This window comes from Arthrobacter sp. Bz4 (genome assembly GCF_003075455.1).
Taxonomy (GTDB): domain Bacteria; phylum Actinomycetota; class Actinomycetes; order Actinomycetales; family Micrococcaceae; genus Arthrobacter_D.
The window spans coordinates 346,626-366,241 of record NZ_QDAE01000001.1 but is presented as its reverse complement, the minus strand read 5'-3'; the positions used below and the strand labels follow the sequence as shown (position 1 = coordinate 366,241).

Below are 19,616 nucleotides of genomic sequence, written 5' to 3'. Positions count from 1 at the left end.
TTATTTGCAGGGTCTTGATGACAACTTCCACCTAACGGTAAACACACTCGTGCCGTTGTTTGGGGGGCCTCGGCGATAAAGAGCTGGGCCCATCATAGGGGAGTAGATATGGGCATCGAACCGCGGCATCGTTCTCCGGGCCGCAAAACCAGCACCAAGTTGACAGCACTCGTAGCAGGCAGTGCCATTGTTCTCTCCGGGCTTGTTTTGCCTGGACAGCTCGCCGGAGCAGCACCTCCTCCCGGCCAGGATTTCAATGTCACCACCGGTGACCTCGAATTCATTCTCAAGCAGATCGCAATTTCAGAAGCACATGCCGAGGACGTGCTGCTCGACCAGAACTCATCACCTCTCTGCAACCCCGGCAACACTTTCAACGTCGCCGAACAGACACACTACGACTCCGATGGCGACCCCTGTGTGGGGGCCGTCACTTCGCCGTTTGGGCTGCGCACCGTCGATGGACGCTGGAACAATCTTCTGCCTAACCAGGACGGCTGGGGCTCGGGCGGACAAACCTTTCCCCGTATGCTCCCGGCCGAGTTCCGCGAGGCCGAATCGGCCCCGCCGGGCGCGCCGGGCGGCCCCCCACCGGGTGGCGCTCCCGGCCCGGCTACCAGCTATGAGCAGACCGACGGATTTGTTTACGACTCTTCTCCAAGGAATGTCAGCAACCTCATCGTGGACCAAACCACCAGCAACCCAGCAGCAGTTGCTGTGGCTGCAAGGGTTGAAGGCTCCGAGGTTGTACCGGTGACGGTAGCCAACCGTCTGCAAGGAGCAAACAGGTTTGGCACGGCCGCCGCTGTCAGCGCGGACACGTTTGGGCCTGATGTTCCAGTGGCCTATATTGCTCGCGGCGACCTATATCCTGATGCCCTAACGGGTGGACCCGCGGCGAAAGCCAACAACGGTCCTATCCTGTTGACTAGCCCCAGCGCGATCCCCGCTGAAACTATTGCGGAACTCGAACGGCTAACTCCCCAGCGCATTGTCGTACTGGGCGGGCCCGTTGCCGTAAGCGAGGGTGTGGCTACCGCCTTGCAGAGCTACACTACCGGCACAGTCACTCGCCTAGCGGGAGACACCCGCTATGGAACCGCGGCGGCGATCAGCGCCGACACCTTTGCCACGAACATTGGCAAGGTCTACATCGCCACCGGCCAGGACTTTCCCGACGCTCTCGTTGCGGCCGCTCCGGCGGCCCGCGATGGCCACCCGGTGCTGCTCACGCTCGGGACCTCGATTCCGGCAGCAACCATTACTGAACTGCAGCGCCTAGCTCCTCAGGAGATTGTGGTTGTTGGAACCACACAGCGCGTCAGCGAGGCTGTTGTCACCCAACTGGCGGACTACACTACGGGCGCCGTAACGCGGATCGATGGTGTCGATCGTTACGAGACGGCGGTGGCTCTTTCACAGGCAAATTACGCTCCCGGGGTTACCCACGCGTTCATCGCCCGCGGCACGGACTTCCCGGATGCGCTCGCCGGCTCCTACCTTGCTGGCTTGCGTGGGGGTCCTCTGCTGCTGGTCCCTGACACGGGAGCCATGCCGCCAACAGTCGCTGCAGAACTGCAGCGACTTGCACCACAGACCGTCACAATCCTCGGAGGCCCAGTGGCTGTTCCGGCGGAGACGGAAGGCGCAGTGACCGAGCTGTTGCCCGGTACCCAGATTTTCATCCCGGACATTGCAACTGACGAGGGCTTGTCAGCATCTGCAACATCACTGTTCACCATCTTCGGTCAATTCTTTGACCACGGACTCGACCTGATCTCCAAGGGCGGCAACGGGACCGTAGTGGTTCCGCTCCGGCCGGATGACCCCCTGTATGTGGAAGGTTCGCGCACCAACTTCTTCATGCTGAATCGCGCAACCATCGATACGGGTGCGGACGGGACAGAGCGAAACCACACCAACCGTACAACCCCCTTCGTCGACCAGAACCAGACCTACACGTCTCACCCTTCACACCAGGTTTTCTTGCGGGAGTACCAATCCACAGCAAGTGGACCAGTGCCGACGGGACGCCTCCTCAACGGCGCGGACCCGGACAGCCTGGCCACCTGGGCAGACACTAAGACTCAGGCTCGCGAACTGCTTGGCATAAATCTAAGGGATATGGACGTCCTCGATGTTCCCCTCCTTAAGACGGATCCGTACGGGCGTTTTGTTCCCGGCGCGAATGGCTATCCTCAAGTTGCATTCGAGGATGGGTTCATCGAGGGCAACCCTGAGGCGCCAATCTCCACAGCGGGCGCGCTACGTGCCAATAACGCCTTCCTTGACGATATCGCCCATGGCGCTGTGCCCAACGAGCTAGCCGGCTACGATAACGCTGCACTTGATGCACACTTTGTCACAGGTGACGGACGTGGCAACGAAAACATCGCGCTGACGGCTATTCACCAGGTGTTCCATTCCGAGCACAACCGGGTTATGGAGCAGGTAAAATCCTTCTTGCAGGAACCGGGCCAGGAGGCACTATTGGCCAAGTATCAGGTGGATGGATTCTGGGATTATGGGGAACGTCTGTTCCAGGCTGCTCGGTTCCTCACGGAGATGCAGTATCAACACCTCGTTTTTGAAGAGTTCGGACGCAGGATACAACCGTCGATCGATGCAACGGTTCTTAACGAGAATTCCTACATGCCGGACGTGAATCCAGCGATTTCCTCGGAGTTCGCTAACGTCGTATACCGCTTCGGACACTCGATGCTCACCGACACCGTGGATCGCGACTTTGGCGGTGTGGTGGAGAAGCAACCGTTGCTGGATGCGTTCCTTGATCCGGTGGGATACAAGCTCGGGCCTAACGGCGAAGCTTTGACTTCCAAGGCTGCGGCTGGTTCTGTGATCAAAGGCATGGCCAACCAAACCGCCGCTGGCATCGACGAGTTCGTGGCAGATACGTTGCGTAACCAGCTACTTGGACTCCCATTGGACCTAGCATCGATCAACATCTTGCGTGCGAGGGAAACTGGTGTGCCTGGGCTGCAGGTGGCACGCCAAACGTTCTATGACGAGACACTGATGCCGCAGCTGGCTCCCTATACAAGCTGGGAGGATTTCCGGCTCGGTATGAAGAACCCGGAGTCCATCCTTAACTTTGTAGCGGCCTACGGAACTCACCCAACGCTTGCGTCCGCAACGACTATGGCAGACCAGCGTTCAGCTGCCACGGTTCTGATTGCCGACACCGCGTTCATGAACGCACCAGCTGCCGATACTGGAGTCAACAATATCGACTTCTGGATGGGCGGTCTGGCAGAAAAGCCGTTCGTATTCGGCGGCATGCTCGGCTCGACGTTCAACTTCGTTTTCGAGACCCAACTGGAAAGCCTGCAGAACGGCGACCGTTTCTACTATCTGAACCGCAACCTGGGCAACTCCCTCTTCCACGCGCTGGAGGCGAATTCTCTATCGCAGATTGTTGAACGGAACACCGAAACATACAACCTGCAGCACGATCTGTTCGCGGCACCACAGATCGCGTTCGATCTGTCCAATCCGAGCGCTGCAGCAAACGCCGGCATGACCTTTATCAACGGTCAAGCGCGGTTCACTGGTGGAGAGCACGTCTCCATCCATGGTACCGACGGTAACGACAACATCCGGGCAGGTATCGGCGACGACTCCATCTGGGGTGCCGCGGGCAATGACCGGATTGAGGGCGACGACGGCAATGACACGATCATGGGCGGCGACGGCGACGACATCCTCACGGATCTGAACGGCGACGACAGGATCCAGGGCGAAGCGGGTAACGATGCCATCAACGGCGGTCCCGGTATCGACCTCTTGTTCGGAGGTTCAGGAAAGGACGTCATTTACGGCGGCCAGGACAACTCAACGATCTTCGGCGGAATTGGTAGTGACTTCATCCGTGGTTCAACTGGACCAGATGTCATCACCGGCAACGAAGACGATGATTGGATTGAAGGGGGAGCTGGTCACGACCTGATGTCCGGCGACAACAGCAACACCATGATGAATGATCCCAACCTATGGCACGGCGGACACGACGTACTCATCGGGGGAGCAGGCAACAACGATCACGATGCTGAAGGCGGCGATGACGTTATGGTAGCCGGCGCCGGCACGGAACGGTTTGGTGGAATGCTCGGCTTTGACTGGGTGACTTATAAAGACAACCCCTACCCGGTCAACGCGGACCTGTCGATCCTGCAGATCCTGCCCGATACCCTGACCGCAATCCGCGACAGATTCCTTAACGTTGAAGCACTCTCCGGTTGGAACAGCAACGATGTTCTCCGAGGCGCAGCAACCGAGGATGACATCACGGAACCATCGATTGGAACCCTTGGGTACGGACACCGGTTGACACAGGAACACCTGGACCGGATCCAAGGGTTGCGTGATCTGCTTGGTGGCGGGGAACGGCCGGAGTACTCCCTGCCGTTCCTGGTGGGCGAGCCAACCACTGAGGATGATTTCAATAACAACGTCATCCTCGGCGGCCCGGGCAACGACCTCATTGAGCCTCGCCTCGGACGGAACTTCGTCGATGGCGACGCGTGGCTTGATGTTAACGTAGTCTGGCGGCCAGGCGGCGAAACGGAGCCTGTCGTTGAACGACAAAAGTCGATTACCGCCTTCCAGGTACGGATCTTTACCGGGGAAATCAACCCGGGAGACCTGTACATTGAACGGAGGATCATGGATGCCGATTCGGACCAGGCTGAGGTGTCGAACACCGTTGTCTACGCGGAAACGCGGGCCGAGTTCACTATTGAGGAACTGCCAGACGGTGCCATTCGTGTCACCAACATCTTGGAACCGGGCATCCGTTCAGATGTTCTGAAAAACATCGATGTTCTTCAGTTCAGCGATGAATCGGTCGATGTTTCTAATGGCGTTGCAGCTCCAGTCGCATTGCCCGCGGATACCGTGACACTGGATGAGGTTGTCGCAGCTGTTGGCGACACGGTAACCGTGACGGCTGATATCGATCCTGCGGCGGAAGGTGTCGCCTTCGAACTGCAGGCAGTCGCTGTCGGTGAGGGCGGAGATACAAACGCCGCCACGACTCAGAACAACACCACGGGAGAGTTCGTCATCACGGAGGCGGAAGAAGGATTCCAGCTACAGGTTGTTGCGACCTTCACCGACGCCGATGGCACACCGGTTCAGGTCACGTCGGAAGCCACAGAAGCGGAGGTGGCCCCAGCACCGTAACCCGGTGAACTGGAATACAACTGAACAGGAAGGGACCCGTAGCTCAGGCTGCGGGTCCCTTCCGAATTAATGTGGATAAAGGCTCACTTCGGTGGACTTGACCACGAAGAACACCTTCATCCCGGGGACCAGGTCAAGGTCCGCCGCGGCTGCGGCGGTGATCTCGGCGCTGAGGTGACCGGCGCGGACACTGACCACACCGCGGCGCTGTTCCAGATCGTTGATCACTACCGGCAGCACATTCCGCGGACTACCGGACGGTTCCATAACAAACACCGAGACCGCGCGGGGGCTGAAGACAGCCGCCGCCTCCTGACCCACAGTCAGCGGCTCTTCGGCGATCGCCGATAGCCGGAGCCCATCCCCGGCGACCAGGCCGCCGGTCGTGCTGGTGCCGGTCACCAGGTTCAACCCGGCGAGGCTCGCGCCGAAAGCACTGCGCGGTCGTTCGAGAACGTCACGGGTGGGTCCCGCCTCCACGACCCGTCCTGCCTGGATGATGACCGTGCGGTCCGCGAGCATCAGGGCGTCCAGCACGCTGTGGGTGACGATGATCGCGCTGCGTCCCGCCAGCACCCGTTTCAGGGTCCGTCGCATCGCAGGGGTCACGGCGATATCCAGAGCCGCCATCGGCTCGTCGAGCAACAGCAGCCGCGGGTGGGTGGCAAGGGCCCGGGCCACCGCCACCCGTTGCGCCTGTCCGCCGGACAGCTCCGACGGCCGACGGTCAGCAAACTCCTCCGCCTCCACCTCCCGAAGCCACCGGAGCGCTTCGGCCCTGGCGGTAGCCCTGCCTTCGCCCCGGCTACGCGGCCCGAAGGCCACATTGTCCAGCACGCTGAGATGCGGAAACAGCAGCGGCTCCTGCGCCAAGAGTGAGACACCCCTGGCATACGGTGGCAGCCAGACTCCTTCTGCAAACAGGGTGGTGTCGTCCAGGGTGGCGCTGCCGCCGTCGGGACGCAGGAGACCGGCTAGCACCGCGAGCAGTGTCGACTTGCCGGCGCCGTTGGGACCGAGGACGGCAACCGTTTCGCCCTCCTCCACGGTCAGCTGCACCGCCAGGCTGCGGGCGGCCACCTGCACATCTGCGGTGAGGCTCACAGCGCGCCGCCGCTCTGGGGGCGGCTCCGGTGTGCCAGCCCGACCACCAGCACTGCCACCACCACCAGTACCAGTGACAGCGCGACGGCGGCATCAGGGTCAGTTTCCCGCTGCAGGTAGATCTCGAGCGGCAGGGTGCGGGTCACGCCCTCCAGACTGCCGGCAAAGGTCAGTGTGGCGCCGAACTCGCCCAGCGCACGGGCGAAGGACAGCACCATCCCCGAGATCAGCCCTGGCAGCACCAGTGGCAGAGTGATTCGCCGCAACACCGTTCCCGGGCGTGCCCCAAGGGTTGCTGCCACCGCTTCGTACCGGTTGCCCGCCGACCTGATCGCACCCTCGAGGCTGAGCACCAGGAACGGCAACGCCACAAACGTCTGGGCAATCACGACGGCGGTGGTTGAGAACGCAATGTCGATCCCCAGGACCTGGAGATTGTTCCCCAGCAGACCCTGGCGGCCAAAGGTGTAGAGCAAGGCGATGCCGCCAACCACCGGAGGCAGCACCAGCGGCAACAGCACCAGGGCACGCAGCAGCTTTTGGCCGGGAAAGTCGGTGCGGGCCAACACCAGAGCCATCGGCACCCCAAAGATTACGCACAACACGGTGCTGATTGCTGAGGTGCGCAGGCTCAGGCCCAGCGCTGCCACCGAGGATTCAGACGTGATGAGGGAGAAAAACTCGGCCCAGTTCACCTGCGAAATCATCGCCGCCAGCGGCAACATGACAAACAGTGCACCGACACCGGCAACCAGAAACACCCACCGCGGAATGCCGTGCTGGATCGACCGACGCCGGGAAGGCGGGCGCCGGGAGGATCGGCCCCGGGTGGGCGCCCGGGTGGGGGCCGGGGTGGGATTTGGGGTGGGGTCCGGGGTGCTGGCTCTCGGGCTGCTCATGGTGCACCGAAACCGGCGTCAGCGAGCAACTGCCGGCCGGCGGGCCCGGTCACCAGGTCGAGGAAGCCGCGGGCGGCGTCGACGTTGCCAGCCGTCATGGCCGCCAGCGGATAGGTGGTGACCGCCTGGTCGGATTCGTCGAAGTCGATGCCCTCCACCGCGTCTCCGGCTGCCAGCACATCGGTGACGTAGACCAGCCCGGCGTCGGCCTGGCCGGAGCGCACCTTGCCCAGCACATCGGTGACCGAGGATTCCTCGCTGACCGCATTCACCGTGATGCCTGCCGCTTGCTGCGCCTGGGCAGCCGCTGCCCCACAGGGCACCTGCGGGGCGCAGAGGACAACCTTCGTGGTCGGATCCGCCAGATCGCCAAAATCCGCCACGTCTGCCGGATTGCCCGGTGGAACAGCGATCATGAGGGTATTGGACGCGAAATCCACCGGAGCTTCGTCGATCAGGCCCTGCTGGACCAGACGGTCCATGGTGGCGGTGTCCGCTGCGGCAAACACGTCGGCTGGGGCGCCGGCGGAGAGCTGAGTGGCCAAATCCGAGGAACCGGCGAAACTCAGGATCACCTCCATCCCCGGATTCGCCGCTTCAAAGTCTTCGGCGAGGGTGGTGAACGACGATTGCAGGGATGCCGCAGCAAAGACGGTCAACGTTTTTTCCGCTGAATCGCCGGGGGCGCCGCAGGCCGTCAGCGCAAGAACTGCCACCGACGACGCAGCCAGGAGACGACGTCGTCCTCCGGTTCGCAACTCAGGTTTGGTCTGCACGTCAGGCTTTCCGGCCGGGGGTTTCGACAATCACGGTTGTCGACTTCACTACGGCAACAGCCACCGAGCCGGGCTCCAACGCCAGATCACGCACGGCTTCGGCGCTCATCAGCGACACCACCCGATGCGGTCCGCACTGCAGCTCCACCTGCGCCATCACCTTGTCCGTCACCACCCGGGTTACCAGTCCCACAAATCGGTTGCGGGCGGAACTGTCCATCCCCGAAGGATCGTCTGGGAGGACCGCCCGCTCACGGGCCAGGTGCGCAAGTTCCAACCCATCGACTGTGGTAACGCCAGTCTCCGACTTTTCACCGGTCAGGGTGCCATCCTCCACCCAGCGGCGCACTGTATCGCTGCTGACCCCAACATAGTGAGCGGCATCTTTAATGCGTATCTGCGACATAAAACACACTCTATCGCAGCAGATGCGGCAATGTCGGAGTCTTCGAGGGGCCTAGTCCTGCTCGAGTGGGTCACGCCCCCAGTTCATCAGCGAGTACCGCCACCGGGAGTTTTCCAGGTCAGCTGAGGGCTTCTGCGCCAGATGCCGGTGGATGTAGCCCACGACTTTGTGCATGTGTTCGACATCAGATTCGCTCAGATCCGCTTTATTGGTCCGCAGCATCTTCACAATCCGCCGACCGGATGCATGACCCACGGATTCCCCGCCGTCACCCTTCTGACCGACCGCTTTGGACTCATCGGTTTCGAGCCACCGCTCCAGGGTGGAAGCATTCATGGTGACAGCCTGTTTCCAGTCGGACCAGATTGAATCCAGTGACTTTTCGGAATCGCTCATCGGTGGCGCTACCCCTCAGGCAGTAGGTGAGGCCGCACTCCATCGGCGGGCCCTGATAGCGCTAAGCATACTGACCAATGCGGTGAACGCACCATGGCACGGGAGGCTGTCAGATGCGGTTAGCGCACACCGGCCGCACATAGCTCGCGGTGAGGGCGGCGCTCTCCTCGACGAAGCGGGGCAGCCATTCGAGGAAGCCATGGTCCGGCTCGGAGGGCACCATGACCAGGTCCGCAGTGGAGCACTGGCTGAGGTTGGTGAAGGCCCGAAGGGAGTGATAGTCCGACGTCACCACGATCAGCGTGTCCCAGCCCCGATCGGCGGCTAGCCGGGCCAGGGCGCGAGCCTCCCCCCGGGTGGTCTGGGGGTCGGGCTCAAAGCACACCCGCGACTCGTGGGCTGGGCGCCGGCACAACTTGTCGGCGTCGACGTTTCCCGGGGTGCTAGTAGTGGACATCACCAGGATGGATGAGTGACCGGCTGCGACAAGCTCCTGCCCCACGGGGAGCCGCTCCGAACTGGCGCCACCCAACACCACCACAGCGTCTGCCTCAACGTTTGCCACGTGGGCAGCGTCGAAGACCGGAGGGTTGATGAAGAGTGAGTAGCAGGCGAGCAGCCAGACGCCGGCGAGGGTCACCAGGACAGCCATCGATCGCCGCAGCCACAGCCACACGGCACTGGTGGCTGGGGGAATCTTCACTGGACACAGCCTACGTGCTGGGGTGGGGGAGATGGGGGACCAGACCCCACCGGAGCGCCGGATGGCCTGGGACCTACCCGCGTGGCGCGTTTGGCTCTGCCCCCAATCCGTGGTGAGGTGGGGCATGAGCGGCACTCGCCGTCGTCGTCGGCAATAGCCGCATACCGGGTCCGCAGGTTCTGGTTTGAGCCGGGCGGGCTTATCAGGCTAAGATGATACGTCGGTCATATGTTCTACAGGAGTTCCCATTAAAAGCGATCTCAGTTCGCCTTTGATTTTCAACGTCAAGGACCTCGGGCGCAGCCGGGCAGCATGCGAACAATCGAAGAACATGTACCCGCACCAAAGGATTTCGGTGTGGTTCTCATCGGTGTTCAGGAAGGTTCCCCCGTGGAACTGGATCTGAGACTTGAGGCAGTACATGAAGGCATTTTGGTATCTGGTACCGCAGACGTCGAGATCGTGGGCGAATGCGGCCGGTGCCTGGATCCCATCAGGTACAGCAGCAGCATCGATGTGCAGGAGCTTTTCTACTACGACGACGTCGAGTTGTCCGAGGGAGAAGAACCTGTTGAAGAGCACCGGGTAGATCGGGATTCAATTGATCTTGAGCCGGTGCTTCGGGACGCAGTGGTAACGTCGCTGCCGTTCCAGCCGGTGTGCCGGGAGGACTGCGAGGGTCTGTGTTCTGAATGTGGAGCACGCCTTGCAGATGACCCCGATCATCAGCACGAAATTTTGGATCCCCGCTGGTCCGCCCTTTCCGGGTTGACTGGCACTGCAGCGTCAAGCGACGCGGCAGCAAGTACAGAGTCTGTCGAGAGAGAAGAGAGTTAGTCGTGGCTGTTCCTAAGCGGAAAATGTCCCGCTCGAATACCCGTGCACGTCGGTCCCAGTGGAAGGCAACTGCGCCCAAACTGGTGAAGACCGTGGAGAACGGCCGCGTTACCTACAGCCTGGCTCACCAGGCCAAGGTAGTAACCGACTCCGCCGGCACTGCACTGTTCCTTGAGTACAAGGGACGCAAAGTAGCCGACGTCTAACGACCGCTGCGTACCCCGGCAACGGGGGACCCGCAGCGTTCTTATGCGAATGCGTAAGTAGACGTGGCTAATACTGAAGACCTTTTGAAGCGTCTCGGTGTCTCTATAGACGCCGGGACGCTTCGTCTTGCCCTGACACACCGCTCGTTCGCCTACGAGCACGGGGGCATCCCCACCAACGAGCGCCTGGAGTTCCTGGGCGACTCGGTGCTGGGACTCGCGGTCACCGACGCGCTGTACCGGGATAACCCCGACCTGTCAGAGGGCGATCTCGCCAAGCGACGCTCCGCCGTCGTCAGCACCCGTGCCCTGGCCGGGATTGCCCGCGAACTGGACCTCGGCGAGTATGTGCTCCTGGGCCAGGGGGAGAAGCTGACCAACGGCAAGAACAAGGCTTCGATCCTCGCTGACACGATGGAAGCCATTATTGGCGCTACCTACCTGGACAACGGTATTGAAGTGGCTCGGGCCATGGTGATGCGGCTTGTCGCGCCGCTGCTTGGCAGTGCTGCAGCGATGGGCGCCGGCACCGACTGGAAAACCAGCATCCAGGAAATCGCCGCAGCACGCCGGCTCGGCGCCATTGACTACAAGGTCACCGGCTCCGGCCCCGACCACGCACGCACCTTCGAAGCCCTCCTCATGGTCGGCGGACTGCCGTATGGCTCCGGGTCGGGTCCCTCCAAGAAGGAAGCCGAGCAGGAGGCAGCCGCCGCGTCGTGGAAGATGCTCCGGCACCTCGCCCACGAACCCAAATCGGCCGCTTACTCGGTGTCGGCCCCAGCCAATGGCACTGGCCCTGCTGATGCTTCTGACCTGACTGCCGCCCCCGGTTCGGCCGAGTCAGCCTAAGCCGTACCATGCCTGAACTTCCCGAGGTTGAGGTGGTGCGTCGCGGCCTCGCCCGCTGGGTGTTGGGACGAACCATTGACGACGTCGACATCCTTGATGTCCGCTCCATCCGCCGTCACGGGCTGGGCGCCGAAGACTTCGCCGGCAATCTGGTGGGAGCCCGGGTGCTGGACGTGGTGCGGCGGGGAAAGTTCCTGTGGATGCCGTTGGCCCCTCCGGCCGAGGCTGGTGGGACTGCCACGAGTGGTGGCACGAGTGGTGTCGCGCCAGTGGCCCTGATGGCTCACCTGGGCATGAGCGGCCAGCTGCTGGTCAAAGACGCAGGCTTGCCCGAGGAAAAGCACTTGCGGGTCAGGCTCACCCTGTCGGCTGTCGACGATCCTGATGCCGGACCCCTGCCGCAGGAGCTTCGGTTTGTTGATCAGCGCATTTTCGGCGGCCTCTTTGTGACGTCGATGGTGTCGACCACAGACGGCCATCCGGGTGGGCTGGGGGAGAGTCCACTGCCGCTGATCCCGGTTGAGGCTTCTCACATAGCCCGCGATCCGCTGGATCCGGCGTTCTCCTTCGATGACTTCTTCGCAAAGCTCCGGCGACGCAGGACCGGAATTAAACGGGCGCTACTGGACCAGGGACTGGTATCGGGAATCGGCAACATCTACGCCGACGAAGCGCTGTGGGCAGCCAAAGTCCACTATGCCCGCCCCACGGATGTCATGCGCCGGGCCGATGCCCTACGGCTGATTGATGCCTGCCGTGATGTGATGCTGCGGGCGCTCGACGCTGGCGGCACCAGCTTTGACTCACTCTATGTGAATGTCAACGGCAGCTCCGGTTACTTTGAACGTTCCCTCAACGCCTACGGCCGCGAGGGCGAACCCTGTACCCGCTGCGCCGCCGACCCGCTCTTTGACAGCCTTTCGCTGATCCGCCGCGAGATGTTTATGAACCGTTCGTCGTTCAGTTGCCCGCGGTGTCAGCCGAAGCCCCGCAACGGCCGCTGGTAGCACATCCCTGCAGCCGGGATCCTTGGCTCAGCACTCCCTCGCAGCTCACCCGTGACACGTTGCCCACTAGCCCCAGCCCCACTCCCGCTCCACCAAGGAGGCTTACCCACATAGAACGGGTGACGCCGCATTGACACCCCAAAAGAGGGCAACCATTGGGCATGGACACGGTCAAGACACTGCAAGAACCAGGCGGCGTGGCACGCCGTAGGGAACCCACCCGCGCCGGTCTGGGATCCGTTCACCTCCGCGCAGCCCTCGCAAAGGGTGAGGTGGTAAACCCAGGGCCAGGAGTCTTTGCGCTACCCGGCATCACTGGGAGTCTGCTCACTGCAACGTGTGCCAAAGCTGAACTGGCCTGGATCAGTGCCGCAACGCAACGAAACCTCTGGGTGCTGCGTCCACCATCGTGGCTCCATGTGAGGGTCTCCCACAGCCGGCGGCTGGGGGAAGGGTCCAAAGTCCATCGGGCGCAAGGTCGCCTCAGCATCCTGGATATCTGCGTACAAAGTGTCAGATGTCTGCCAGAGCTTGACGCGCTCTGCATCCTGGACTCGGCGGTGGTACTGAAACATGTGACGCCCCGCGAACCGCTCGCTGCCTTGGCTGGAAAACGAGACGCCCGAGAAAGGGCAGTGCTGCGAATGATCGATCCCCATTCACAATCCATCATCGAAACCGCAGCCCGCTACCACCTGCGCCGCGCAGGACTCAGCGTCCAAACACAGGTGTACATCAAGGGTGTGGGACGGCTTGATCTGTTCGTCGAAGGACAGCTGGGCATCGAAGCCAGCGGACGCAACCATCACAGTGGTCCCGCCGAATTCGCCGAAGACCGCCGCCGATGGAACCTGCTCACCACCGGTCGAGCACGGATTCTCCGTGTCACCTATTCGATGCTCGTTCACGCCCCGGCGGAATTCCTGCAGGTCGTGTTGGATTGCCTCAGCCCTCCACGGTCGGACCCGCGCCCCGACCTGGGACATCCAACAGCATACTGCCGCCGTAACCTAAATGTGACAAACCCGGACCAGGAAATGTACAGTGGACCGCACGTCGGGTTCCGTTCAACTCAGCGTCCTTTCGACAGATTGCCTAATTCTGCCGCCGTCGTAAGGTCCGTTCGCACACATCAGGCAGAAGCGGGGGAACCAGTAGTAGTGGTCGTCGCCAGACGACCTAGGGGTGAAGGCGCACAGCGCCCGGGTGGCTCCCATCCGAATCCGACAGCTAACTTCGCAGGCATTGGGAGAGGCAACATCATGTCCAAGAACCGTTATATCGCGCGCCACCGTGCAACCCCACCAAGCGCCATGCAGACCGTTTCCAAGGCAGTTAGCTCTCACGCTGGCGCCATCGGTCGTCCAGCAGCTGTAGTCGTCGCCGCATCAGGTTTGATGTTCAGCGCCGGACTCCCAGCCAACGCTGCAGGCGAAGTCAACGTAAGCGCCCCGGCCGCCGTCTCCGCACCAGTTGCCCAGACGACCGCCGCCAGCTCCACCACTCACACCGTTCAGTCCGGAGATACTCTGGGCAGCATCGCCAGCACCTACGGCGTCAGCATCGAGGCCATCTTCGCCTCGAACGGTCTTGGCTGGGACTCGATCATCTACCCAGGTGACGTCATCTCACTGTCCGGCAACGCCGGCCAGGCCACTCAGGTATCAGCACCGGCTGCAGCACCAGCTCCGGCTGCTGCTCCCGCCCCAGTTGCTGCACCAGCAGCCGCTCCGGCGCCTGCCGAAACCAGCACCCTGGGCATCACCACCGCTTCCGAGACCATCCAGCCAATGGGAGCAGCATCCACCGGCGGACAGGTTTCCAGCGCAGGGATCGCCGGAACAGCACAGGGCCTCGTTGGCTCCCCCTACGTCTACGGCGGCACCTCGCCAGGCGGCTGGGACTGCTCGGGCTTCGTGCAGTGGGTCTACGCTCAGCACGGCATCGACCTGCCCCGCACCAGCCAGGCACAGATGGGCGCGCTGACCCCCACCAGCAACCCTCAGCCCGGCGACCTTGTCGTCCAGAACGGCGGCGGACACATCGGCATCTACATCGGTGGCGGCCAGATGGTCAGCGCACTGAACCCGAGCCAGGGCACCCTGGTCCACGCGGTCAGCGCCATGCCACTGGTTGGGTACTACACCCTCTAAACCCTCCGCGTCAGCGGTACGGTTGTCAGCACCCGAATGCGTCATCGGAGAAATCCGGTGGCGCATTCGTGCTTTCCGGACGCTTTGGTCCCCGATAAGGCAAGCCAATGACACCGAGGCAACCGAGGGGTCAAGATACGACAACGGAAAACTGCGTGGCACCACCGAGCCAGCTCACCTGGCGACGAACTGACATTCAGGGACGTCTCCACGCTCTGATGGATCGCTAGGAGAAGGAAGCCTGGTTCCCCTGGTAATGCTGTGCCAGGCGGGCCAGGCCTTCATCCACTGACACCGCAGGCGTCCAATCGAGCAACTCGCGGGTCCTGCGCTGATCAAACCAGTGTGCAGTCGATAGTTGCTCCGCAAGGAAGCGGGTCATCGGCGGTTCACTCTCGATCCCGCCGCGCTGCCAGAGGAATTCCACCAGGGATCCCGCGACCCGTGCCACACCGCCAGGAACGGCCCACCGCGGCGGCTGAACCCCTCCGGCCCGGCAGATTCCGGCGATCAATTCACCGATCGGGCGGGGCTCACCATTGGTGACCACCACAGCTTGTCCAGCCAACCGATCCATGCCGCTCAAGGCTGCGCCGATCGCTGCGGCCGCGTTATCCACGTAGGTGGTGTCGACCAGGGCGGTGCCGGCGTCAAGGAACGGCAGGCGCCCGGCACGCGCACGCTCCAGCACCCGTTCAACCAGCTGCGTGTCACCGGGACCCCACACAATGTGGGGACGGACCGCTGCCACCCTGAAACTTTCGCTGTTGGCGTCCAACGCGAGCAGTTCGGCTTTGGCCTTGGTCTGCGCGTAATTGCCGCGCACCAGAGCCGGAGTGGCCTCAGTGGCACCTTGACCCACGAGTGCCTCACCCACGTGCGCCACCGACGGCGAGGAAATGAAGACGAAGTCGCGCACACCGGCCGCGCGCGACTCTTCGAGCAGGACACGGGTGCCCTCCACATTGATTGCCTCGAAGTCAGCGGCAGCACCCGCGAAGGAAACCTTCGCCGCGAGGTGCACCACCGCATCCATGCCCTGCACAGCGCGGTGGATTGCCGTCTGGTCGGTGATCGATCCGAGACTGTCTTCAACGCCAGCCAGACCGGATGGGCGCCGCTGAAACGTCCTGACCGCGTGACCCTGCGCCTGGAGGAGCGCGGCAGTAACCCGGCCCAGCATCCCGCTGGCACCGGTGACGAGAACCCTCACAGCTTGCCGACCCGGCCGCCGGCGAGCACCCCGGCAGCCCACACCGCAACCGCTGTCCGGTCAATCTTCGCGTTGTGCCTGATGTCGGTGGGCAACGACGGGACCGCCAACACTGCCGACAACTCCACGCCGACGGACCGGGCCGCATTCCGTGCCTGAGCCGCCAGCTCAGCTCCGGCCAGGCCAGGCTTCTTGACCGGGGGGATGGTCTCAACCACTGCAACGACCGCCTGGGTGCCTGCCGGACCAACACCAACCACCGCGGCCAGCCCGACGACGTCGACCGATTCCAGCGCCTGTTCCACCCCGACCGGGGTCACAACACCCGTCGACGCAGTCACGATGTGGGGGAGTCTGCCCTCGACCCAGAGCCTGCCGTCGCCGTCGAAATGGCCCACATCTCCGGTGCGGTGCCAGCCGCCGCTGCGAGAGCTCTCACGCTGAGTCATCCACAACCGGTGGTAACGCTCTTTGACGTGAGGAGCGTGGACGAGGATTTCCCCAGTGATACCGGCATCGGTGGTGGGGTCGCCGTCGGCGGTACCCTCCTGGTTGAGGGGCCTAACGGTGATCTCTGCGCCCGAGTTAGCTCTGCCCACACAGACGCCGTTCCCAGCGCCAACCACATTCCCGGCTGCTGCATCGGCTTCGGCCGAGAGGATCAACCCGAGGTCGACGTCGGTCACGGGTAACGCTTCGGTCATGCCGTAGGGCGTGTGCAGCGATGCCCCAGGAAGAATACCCAGCAGCTCGGTCAGCAACCGTGACGGCACGGGAGCCCCGGCCGAAAGCAGCAGCGAAACACCGGCCAATGCCGCCCGGTGCTGGTCAGTGAGTTCTGGCTGGGTGGCGAGAATGTTTCGAAGGGCCGCAGGAGACGCAAACACGGTGGTCGCATGGATGGCGGCGACGGCGTCTGCAAGAGCCGCCGCGGATAGGGTCTTCGGTTTGGTGACGTCCATGTCGGGAGTGATTGACGTCGTCCCCAGGGCTGGACCCAGCAACGCGAACGGCGCGAACCCTGCCACCAGCCCGTCGCCGGGTCGAATGTTGAAGGTCTGGGCCAGGGTATCCCGCATCGCTGCGAGCCGCCGATGGGTGTAGACGACCCCCTTGGCCGGGCCGGTAGAACCCGAGGTGAAGAGGATGGCCGCGTCGGCATCGGGATCAAGACCGTCGGGATCGAGACCGGCATCGTCGGTCTCGGTAGACGTCCCATCTCCGCTGGCCGCGCGGAGTTCGGCGAGCGAATGCTGCACCCCGAGGAGCTTCCGTTTCGCGGCCGGCAACGTCGCAACACTGATCCGGCGACCCGGCCAGTTGAAAAGCTTCGCGGCGGTGAGCGCCAGGTCGATGCCGATCAGGAAATCGGGGACCGTGCCACGAACGGCCTTGCTAAGGCCCTTTCTCCCCAGGCCGGCGTCGGCGACGATAATCACGGCGCCGATCCGCAAGCAGGCATACAGGAGCACAGTGAGTTCGACTCCGGGCGGAACCATCAGGCTGATCCGGCTGCCGCGTCGCACGCCGATCTGCCGCAGAGCTGCGGCGAGGGTCTGCACTTCACGCTCAAGGCCTTGCCAGGACAGCGACCGCTCAATCTGGCCGTCGGCGCCCATGTCGGCAACAGCCAACTGGTCCGTGTGGGGGCCGTTGGCGCGCTGAATCAGCTCGTGTTCCAGCGGGGTGAAGGTGCCTGCTTGAGCTGGTTCCTGGTCCGGGAACGCTGCCTCCGGGAACGCTGCCTCTGGGGACGCTGCCTCTGGGGACGCTGCCTCTGGGGACACTGCCTCAGGGGGCGCTGCCTCAGGGGACACTGCCTCTGGGGACGCTGCGCCAGCGGACCGGGCTCCGTTGAGCCACCTGAACAGGGGCGTCGCAATGTCCCGATCCTCGCCGACCAGGTGGCTGGCTCCCTCGAACCGGTGAATATCGGCCTGGGGGAGTCGCTCCGCCAGATCGTTGAGGTAGGTGTCGGAGAAAATCGGATCTTCGGGACCCCACAGCATCAGGGCAGGCACCTCAAGGGTGCGAATGCCCTCCGCGATGGACCGAAGCGTCGGATAACTCGGATGCGACGGGCGCGCAGGAATATCCGCGACAAAATCAGCGATCCCCTGACGCCTGGCACCACCGCGGTACGGCAGCAGAAACGCCTTCCGCACTTCCTTGGGCAGCGACGGACGCGCCAGCGAATGGGTGACATCAAGGAACGCCGACGTGTCCCTGGTCCCCCAGCGGTGCACCATCGGATGCAGCGCCAGCCGCAGCGGCGCAGGAATCTGGCGATCGGGGTCTTGATGAATTGCGGTATTGGTGAGCACGACGCCGGACAGCAGGTCCCTGCGCCGGTTGGCGAACCCGAGGCTCACCACGCCACCCCAGTCATGACCGACCGTGATGACCGGCCCGGTCAGCCCAATCGACTCGACAAAATCATTCAGGTCATCCACACGGTCGGCGAGCCGACGAAAGCGGCCGGTCCGCTCCGACAAACCCATGTTCAACTGGTCGACGGCGATCACCCGCCAGCCGTGCTCAACGCCGGCAGCGAGCACAGACCTCCACAGATACGACCAGGTGGGGTTGCCATGCACACAGAGCAGCGTGCCCCTGGGCGGCTCCAAAAGCTGCGATCCGTTATCCAGGTAATGCCAGCTGTTGGTGGTGCCTGCCGGATCCACGGCAGCGGTCGAGGGGACGTCTCGGTAGGCCGGCCACGAGGGGTCGACGCCGGGAAGTGTTACCACGCAATCTCCAGCATCGCGGTGTTCAACCCGGAACCGACACCCATGCACAGCACCCGGTCACCCGAGGTCAGCGTCTGGGCTTCAGCGGCCAGGGTCATCGGCAGCGACGCCGGACCCACATTGCCCCATTTCTGGAAGGTCATCGGTACCCGTGAAGGATCCAGATCAATGGCCTCAACAATGGCGTTCGTGTGGGTGCTGCTCACCTGATGGGTGATGTAGCGGTCCATCGACGTCCAGTCCCATTCCTGCTGCGCTTCCTTCCAGGCATCGACAACCAGTTCGAGGCCGCCGTCGAGCAACCCCTGAGCATCGGTGTACATGCCGTCCATCCCGCCGATACACAATTCGTGGTGTTCGGTACCGGCCCGTGCCACTCCGCCCAGCACACGGTGGGCGCCGGGGTGCGCATCGGCAGGACCCAGCACCGCAGCCGCAGCGCCCGACCCGAGGGTGAGGGTGGCAAATTCCTGCAGGAAGCTGGCCCTGGTGGCGTCCGGCTGGTTGAGCCTGCGCAGCGTGGCTTCCTGGGTGGCCTGGGAATCTTCACCGTTGACCACCATGGCGTACTGGATCTGTCCGGCTTCGATCATGTTCGCTGCCAGGGTGATGCCGTTGACGAAACCCAGGCAGGCGTTGGCGACGTCGAAGTTCATCGCCGACGAGGGCAACCCCAGGTTGTTGTGGATTTTCACTGCCACCGACGGTTCCAGGTTGGTCCGGGTCACCGAGGTGTTGATCAGCAGCCCGATCTGCGACGCTTCGATCCCCGAGGAAGCCAACGCTTTGGCTCCTGCCTCGATGGCGGCGTCGTCGAACTTGGTGCCTGGAGCCCACCATCGGCGTTCGGTGATTCCGGCCACCCGCTGGAGCAGGCCGTTGGAGAGACGAAGGCGCTTCAGCGCCGGAGCCAATACCCGGTCGAACTCATTGGAGGTTACGATGACCGGAGCCTCAACACTCTCTACGCCAAGTAGCGCGGTGTTGTGGTGTCGGAAGTTGAAATTGCCGGTCAAATTTCCTGCCTTGTCGACTAGTCAGTGCGCCTCGGTTACCTGCGCTGGATGGCCTCTAGGGCGCTCGGACGCACAAACGAATCTAACGATTCGTTA

16 protein-coding genes and 1 riboswitch are annotated in these 19,616 nt (G+C 62.9%); of the genes, 6 read left to right on the top strand and 10 right to left on the bottom strand.

Translation table 11 applies throughout. The features are described 5' to 3' along the window. The first annotated feature begins 108 nt into the window (after positions 1–108). Positions 109–5,202 carry a peroxidase family protein gene (locus DDA93_RS01770; protein WP_116777917.1) on the top strand — a complete coding sequence of 1,698 codons (5,094 nt, stop codon included), beginning with the start codon at positions 109–111 and terminating at the stop codon, positions 5,200–5,202. Positions 5,203–5,268: 66 nt separating this feature from the next. Here the strand turns inward: DDA93_RS01770 and DDA93_RS01765 are convergent, their stop codons facing one another. The 6 genes from DDA93_RS01765 to DDA93_RS01735 all read right to left on the bottom strand — a co-directional run bounded on the left by DDA93_RS01765 (position 5,269) and on the right by DDA93_RS01735 (position 9,486). Next, positions 5,269–6,306, bottom strand: a complete 1,038-nt coding sequence (locus DDA93_RS01765) for an ATP-binding cassette domain-containing protein (RefSeq protein WP_116777916.1) — start codon at positions 6,304–6,306, stop codon at positions 5,269–5,271. Continuing rightward, entirely contained in the window at positions 6,303–7,031 is a 729-nt protein-coding gene (locus DDA93_RS01760) for an ABC transporter permease (protein WP_243400482.1), read from the bottom strand. Before DDA93_RS01760 ends, DDA93_RS01765 begins: the two co-directional genes overlap by 4 nt. A gap of 170 nt (positions 7,032–7,201) precedes the next feature. After that, entirely contained in the window at positions 7,202–7,921 is a 720-nt protein-coding gene (gene modA / locus DDA93_RS01750; protein WP_243400481.1) for a molybdate ABC transporter substrate-binding protein, read from the bottom strand. Between the two features lie 61 nt (positions 7,922–7,982). Next, entirely contained in the window at positions 7,983–8,387 is a 405-nt protein-coding gene (locus DDA93_RS01745; protein WP_116777913.1) for a TOBE domain-containing protein, read from the bottom strand. A 51-nt stretch (positions 8,388–8,438) separates the two neighbouring features. Then, positions 8,439–8,783: a DUF3140 domain-containing protein gene (locus DDA93_RS01740; protein WP_116777912.1), complete on the bottom strand. Its 345-nt coding sequence runs from the start codon at positions 8,781–8,783 to the stop codon at positions 8,439–8,441. Positions 8,784–8,892: 109 nt separating this feature from the next. Continuing rightward, complete coding sequence (locus DDA93_RS01735) at positions 8,893–9,486, bottom strand: YdcF family protein (protein WP_243400477.1); 594 nt, start codon at positions 9,484–9,486, stop codon at positions 8,893–8,895. 312 nt (positions 9,487–9,798) lie between these two features. Here DDA93_RS01735 and DDA93_RS01730 point away from each other — a divergent pair, with 312 nt between their 5' ends. The 4 genes from DDA93_RS01730 (at position 9,799) to mutM (ending at position 12,388) form a co-directional block, all read left to right on the top strand. Further along, entirely contained in the window at positions 9,799–10,323 is a 525-nt protein-coding gene (locus tag DDA93_RS01730) for a DUF177 domain-containing protein (protein WP_116777911.1), read from the top strand. A 2-nt stretch (positions 10,324–10,325) separates the two neighbouring features. Further along, positions 10,326–10,529, top strand: a complete 204-nt coding sequence (gene rpmF, locus DDA93_RS01725; protein WP_024476178.1) for a 50S ribosomal protein L32 — start codon at positions 10,326–10,328, stop codon at positions 10,527–10,529. A gap of 63 nt (positions 10,530–10,592) precedes the next feature. Next, positions 10,593–11,381: a ribonuclease III gene (gene rnc / locus DDA93_RS01720; RefSeq protein ID WP_116777910.1), complete on the top strand. Its 789-nt coding sequence runs from the start codon at positions 10,593–10,595 to the stop codon at positions 11,379–11,381. 8 nt (positions 11,382–11,389) lie between these two features. Continuing rightward, positions 11,390–12,388, top strand: coding sequence for a bifunctional DNA-formamidopyrimidine glycosylase/DNA-(apurinic or apyrimidinic site) lyase (mutM, locus tag DDA93_RS01715; protein ID WP_116777909.1), 999 nt, complete (start codon positions 11,390–11,392; stop codon positions 12,386–12,388). Between the two features lie 659 nt (positions 12,389–13,047). On the opposite strand, the gene DDA93_RS01705 is transcribed toward mutM, so the two are convergent. Beyond that, positions 13,048–13,296 (bottom strand): hypothetical protein, encoded by a 249-nt coding sequence (locus DDA93_RS01705; protein ID WP_133185387.1) that lies wholly within the window; start codon positions 13,294–13,296, stop codon positions 13,048–13,050. Positions 13,297–13,470: 174 nt separating this feature from the next. Further along, positions 13,471–13,647, top strand: a riboswitch (cyclic di-AMP (ydaO/yuaA leader). A 3-nt stretch (positions 13,648–13,650) separates the two neighbouring features. On the opposite strand from DDA93_RS01705, the gene DDA93_RS01700 reads away from it, so the two are divergent. Beyond that, positions 13,651–14,541, top strand: a complete 891-nt coding sequence (locus tag DDA93_RS01700) for a LysM peptidoglycan-binding domain-containing protein (RefSeq protein WP_116777906.1) — start codon at positions 13,651–13,653, stop codon at positions 14,539–14,541. Between the two features lie 226 nt (positions 14,542–14,767). Here DDA93_RS01700 and DDA93_RS01695 read toward each other — a convergent pair whose 3' ends face one another. From DDA93_RS01695 to DDA93_RS01685, 3 genes are read right to left on the bottom strand one after another with little or no spacing between them, the layout of a single operon-like run. Beyond that, positions 14,768–15,754 (bottom strand): NAD-dependent epimerase/dehydratase family protein, encoded by a 987-nt coding sequence (locus DDA93_RS01695; protein ID WP_116777905.1) that lies wholly within the window; start codon positions 15,752–15,754, stop codon positions 14,768–14,770. Beyond that, positions 15,751–18,504: an alpha/beta fold hydrolase gene (locus tag DDA93_RS01690; protein WP_116777904.1), complete on the bottom strand. Its 2,754-nt coding sequence runs from the start codon at positions 18,502–18,504 to the stop codon at positions 15,751–15,753. Before DDA93_RS01690 ends, DDA93_RS01695 begins: the two co-directional genes overlap by 4 nt. Next, positions 18,498–19,520: a 3-oxoacyl-ACP synthase III gene (locus DDA93_RS01685; RefSeq protein WP_019482933.1), complete on the bottom strand. Its 1,023-nt coding sequence runs from the start codon at positions 19,518–19,520 to the stop codon at positions 18,498–18,500. Before DDA93_RS01685 ends, DDA93_RS01690 begins: the two co-directional genes overlap by 7 nt. Positions 19,521–19,616: the final 96 nt, after the last annotated feature.

Bases quoted from the DNA above. Each gene is read 5' to 3' on its own strand.
- DDA93_RS01700 (WP_116777906.1), top strand. From the start codon at position 13,651: ATGTCCAAGAACCGTTATATCGCGCGCCACCGTGCAACCCCACCAAGC.
- DDA93_RS01730 (WP_116777911.1), top strand. From the start codon at position 9,799: ATGCGAACAATCGAAGAACATGTACCCGCACCAAAGGATTTCGGTGTG.
- DDA93_RS01745 (WP_116777913.1), bottom strand. From the start codon at position 8,387: ATGTCGCAGATACGCATTAAAGATGCCGCTCACTATGTTGGGGTCAGC.
- DDA93_RS01760 (WP_243400482.1), bottom strand. From the start codon at position 7,031: ATGTTGCCGCTGGCGGCGATGATTTCGCAGGTGAACTGGGCCGAGTTT.
- mutM (WP_116777909.1), top strand. From the start codon at position 11,390: ATGCCTGAACTTCCCGAGGTTGAGGTGGTGCGTCGCGGCCTCGCCCGC.
- DDA93_RS01740 (WP_116777912.1), bottom strand. From the start codon at position 8,783: ATGAGCGATTCCGAAAAGTCACTGGATTCAATCTGGTCCGACTGGAAA.
- DDA93_RS01770 (WP_116777917.1), top strand. From the start codon at position 109: ATGGGCATCGAACCGCGGCATCGTTCTCCGGGCCGCAAAACCAGCACC.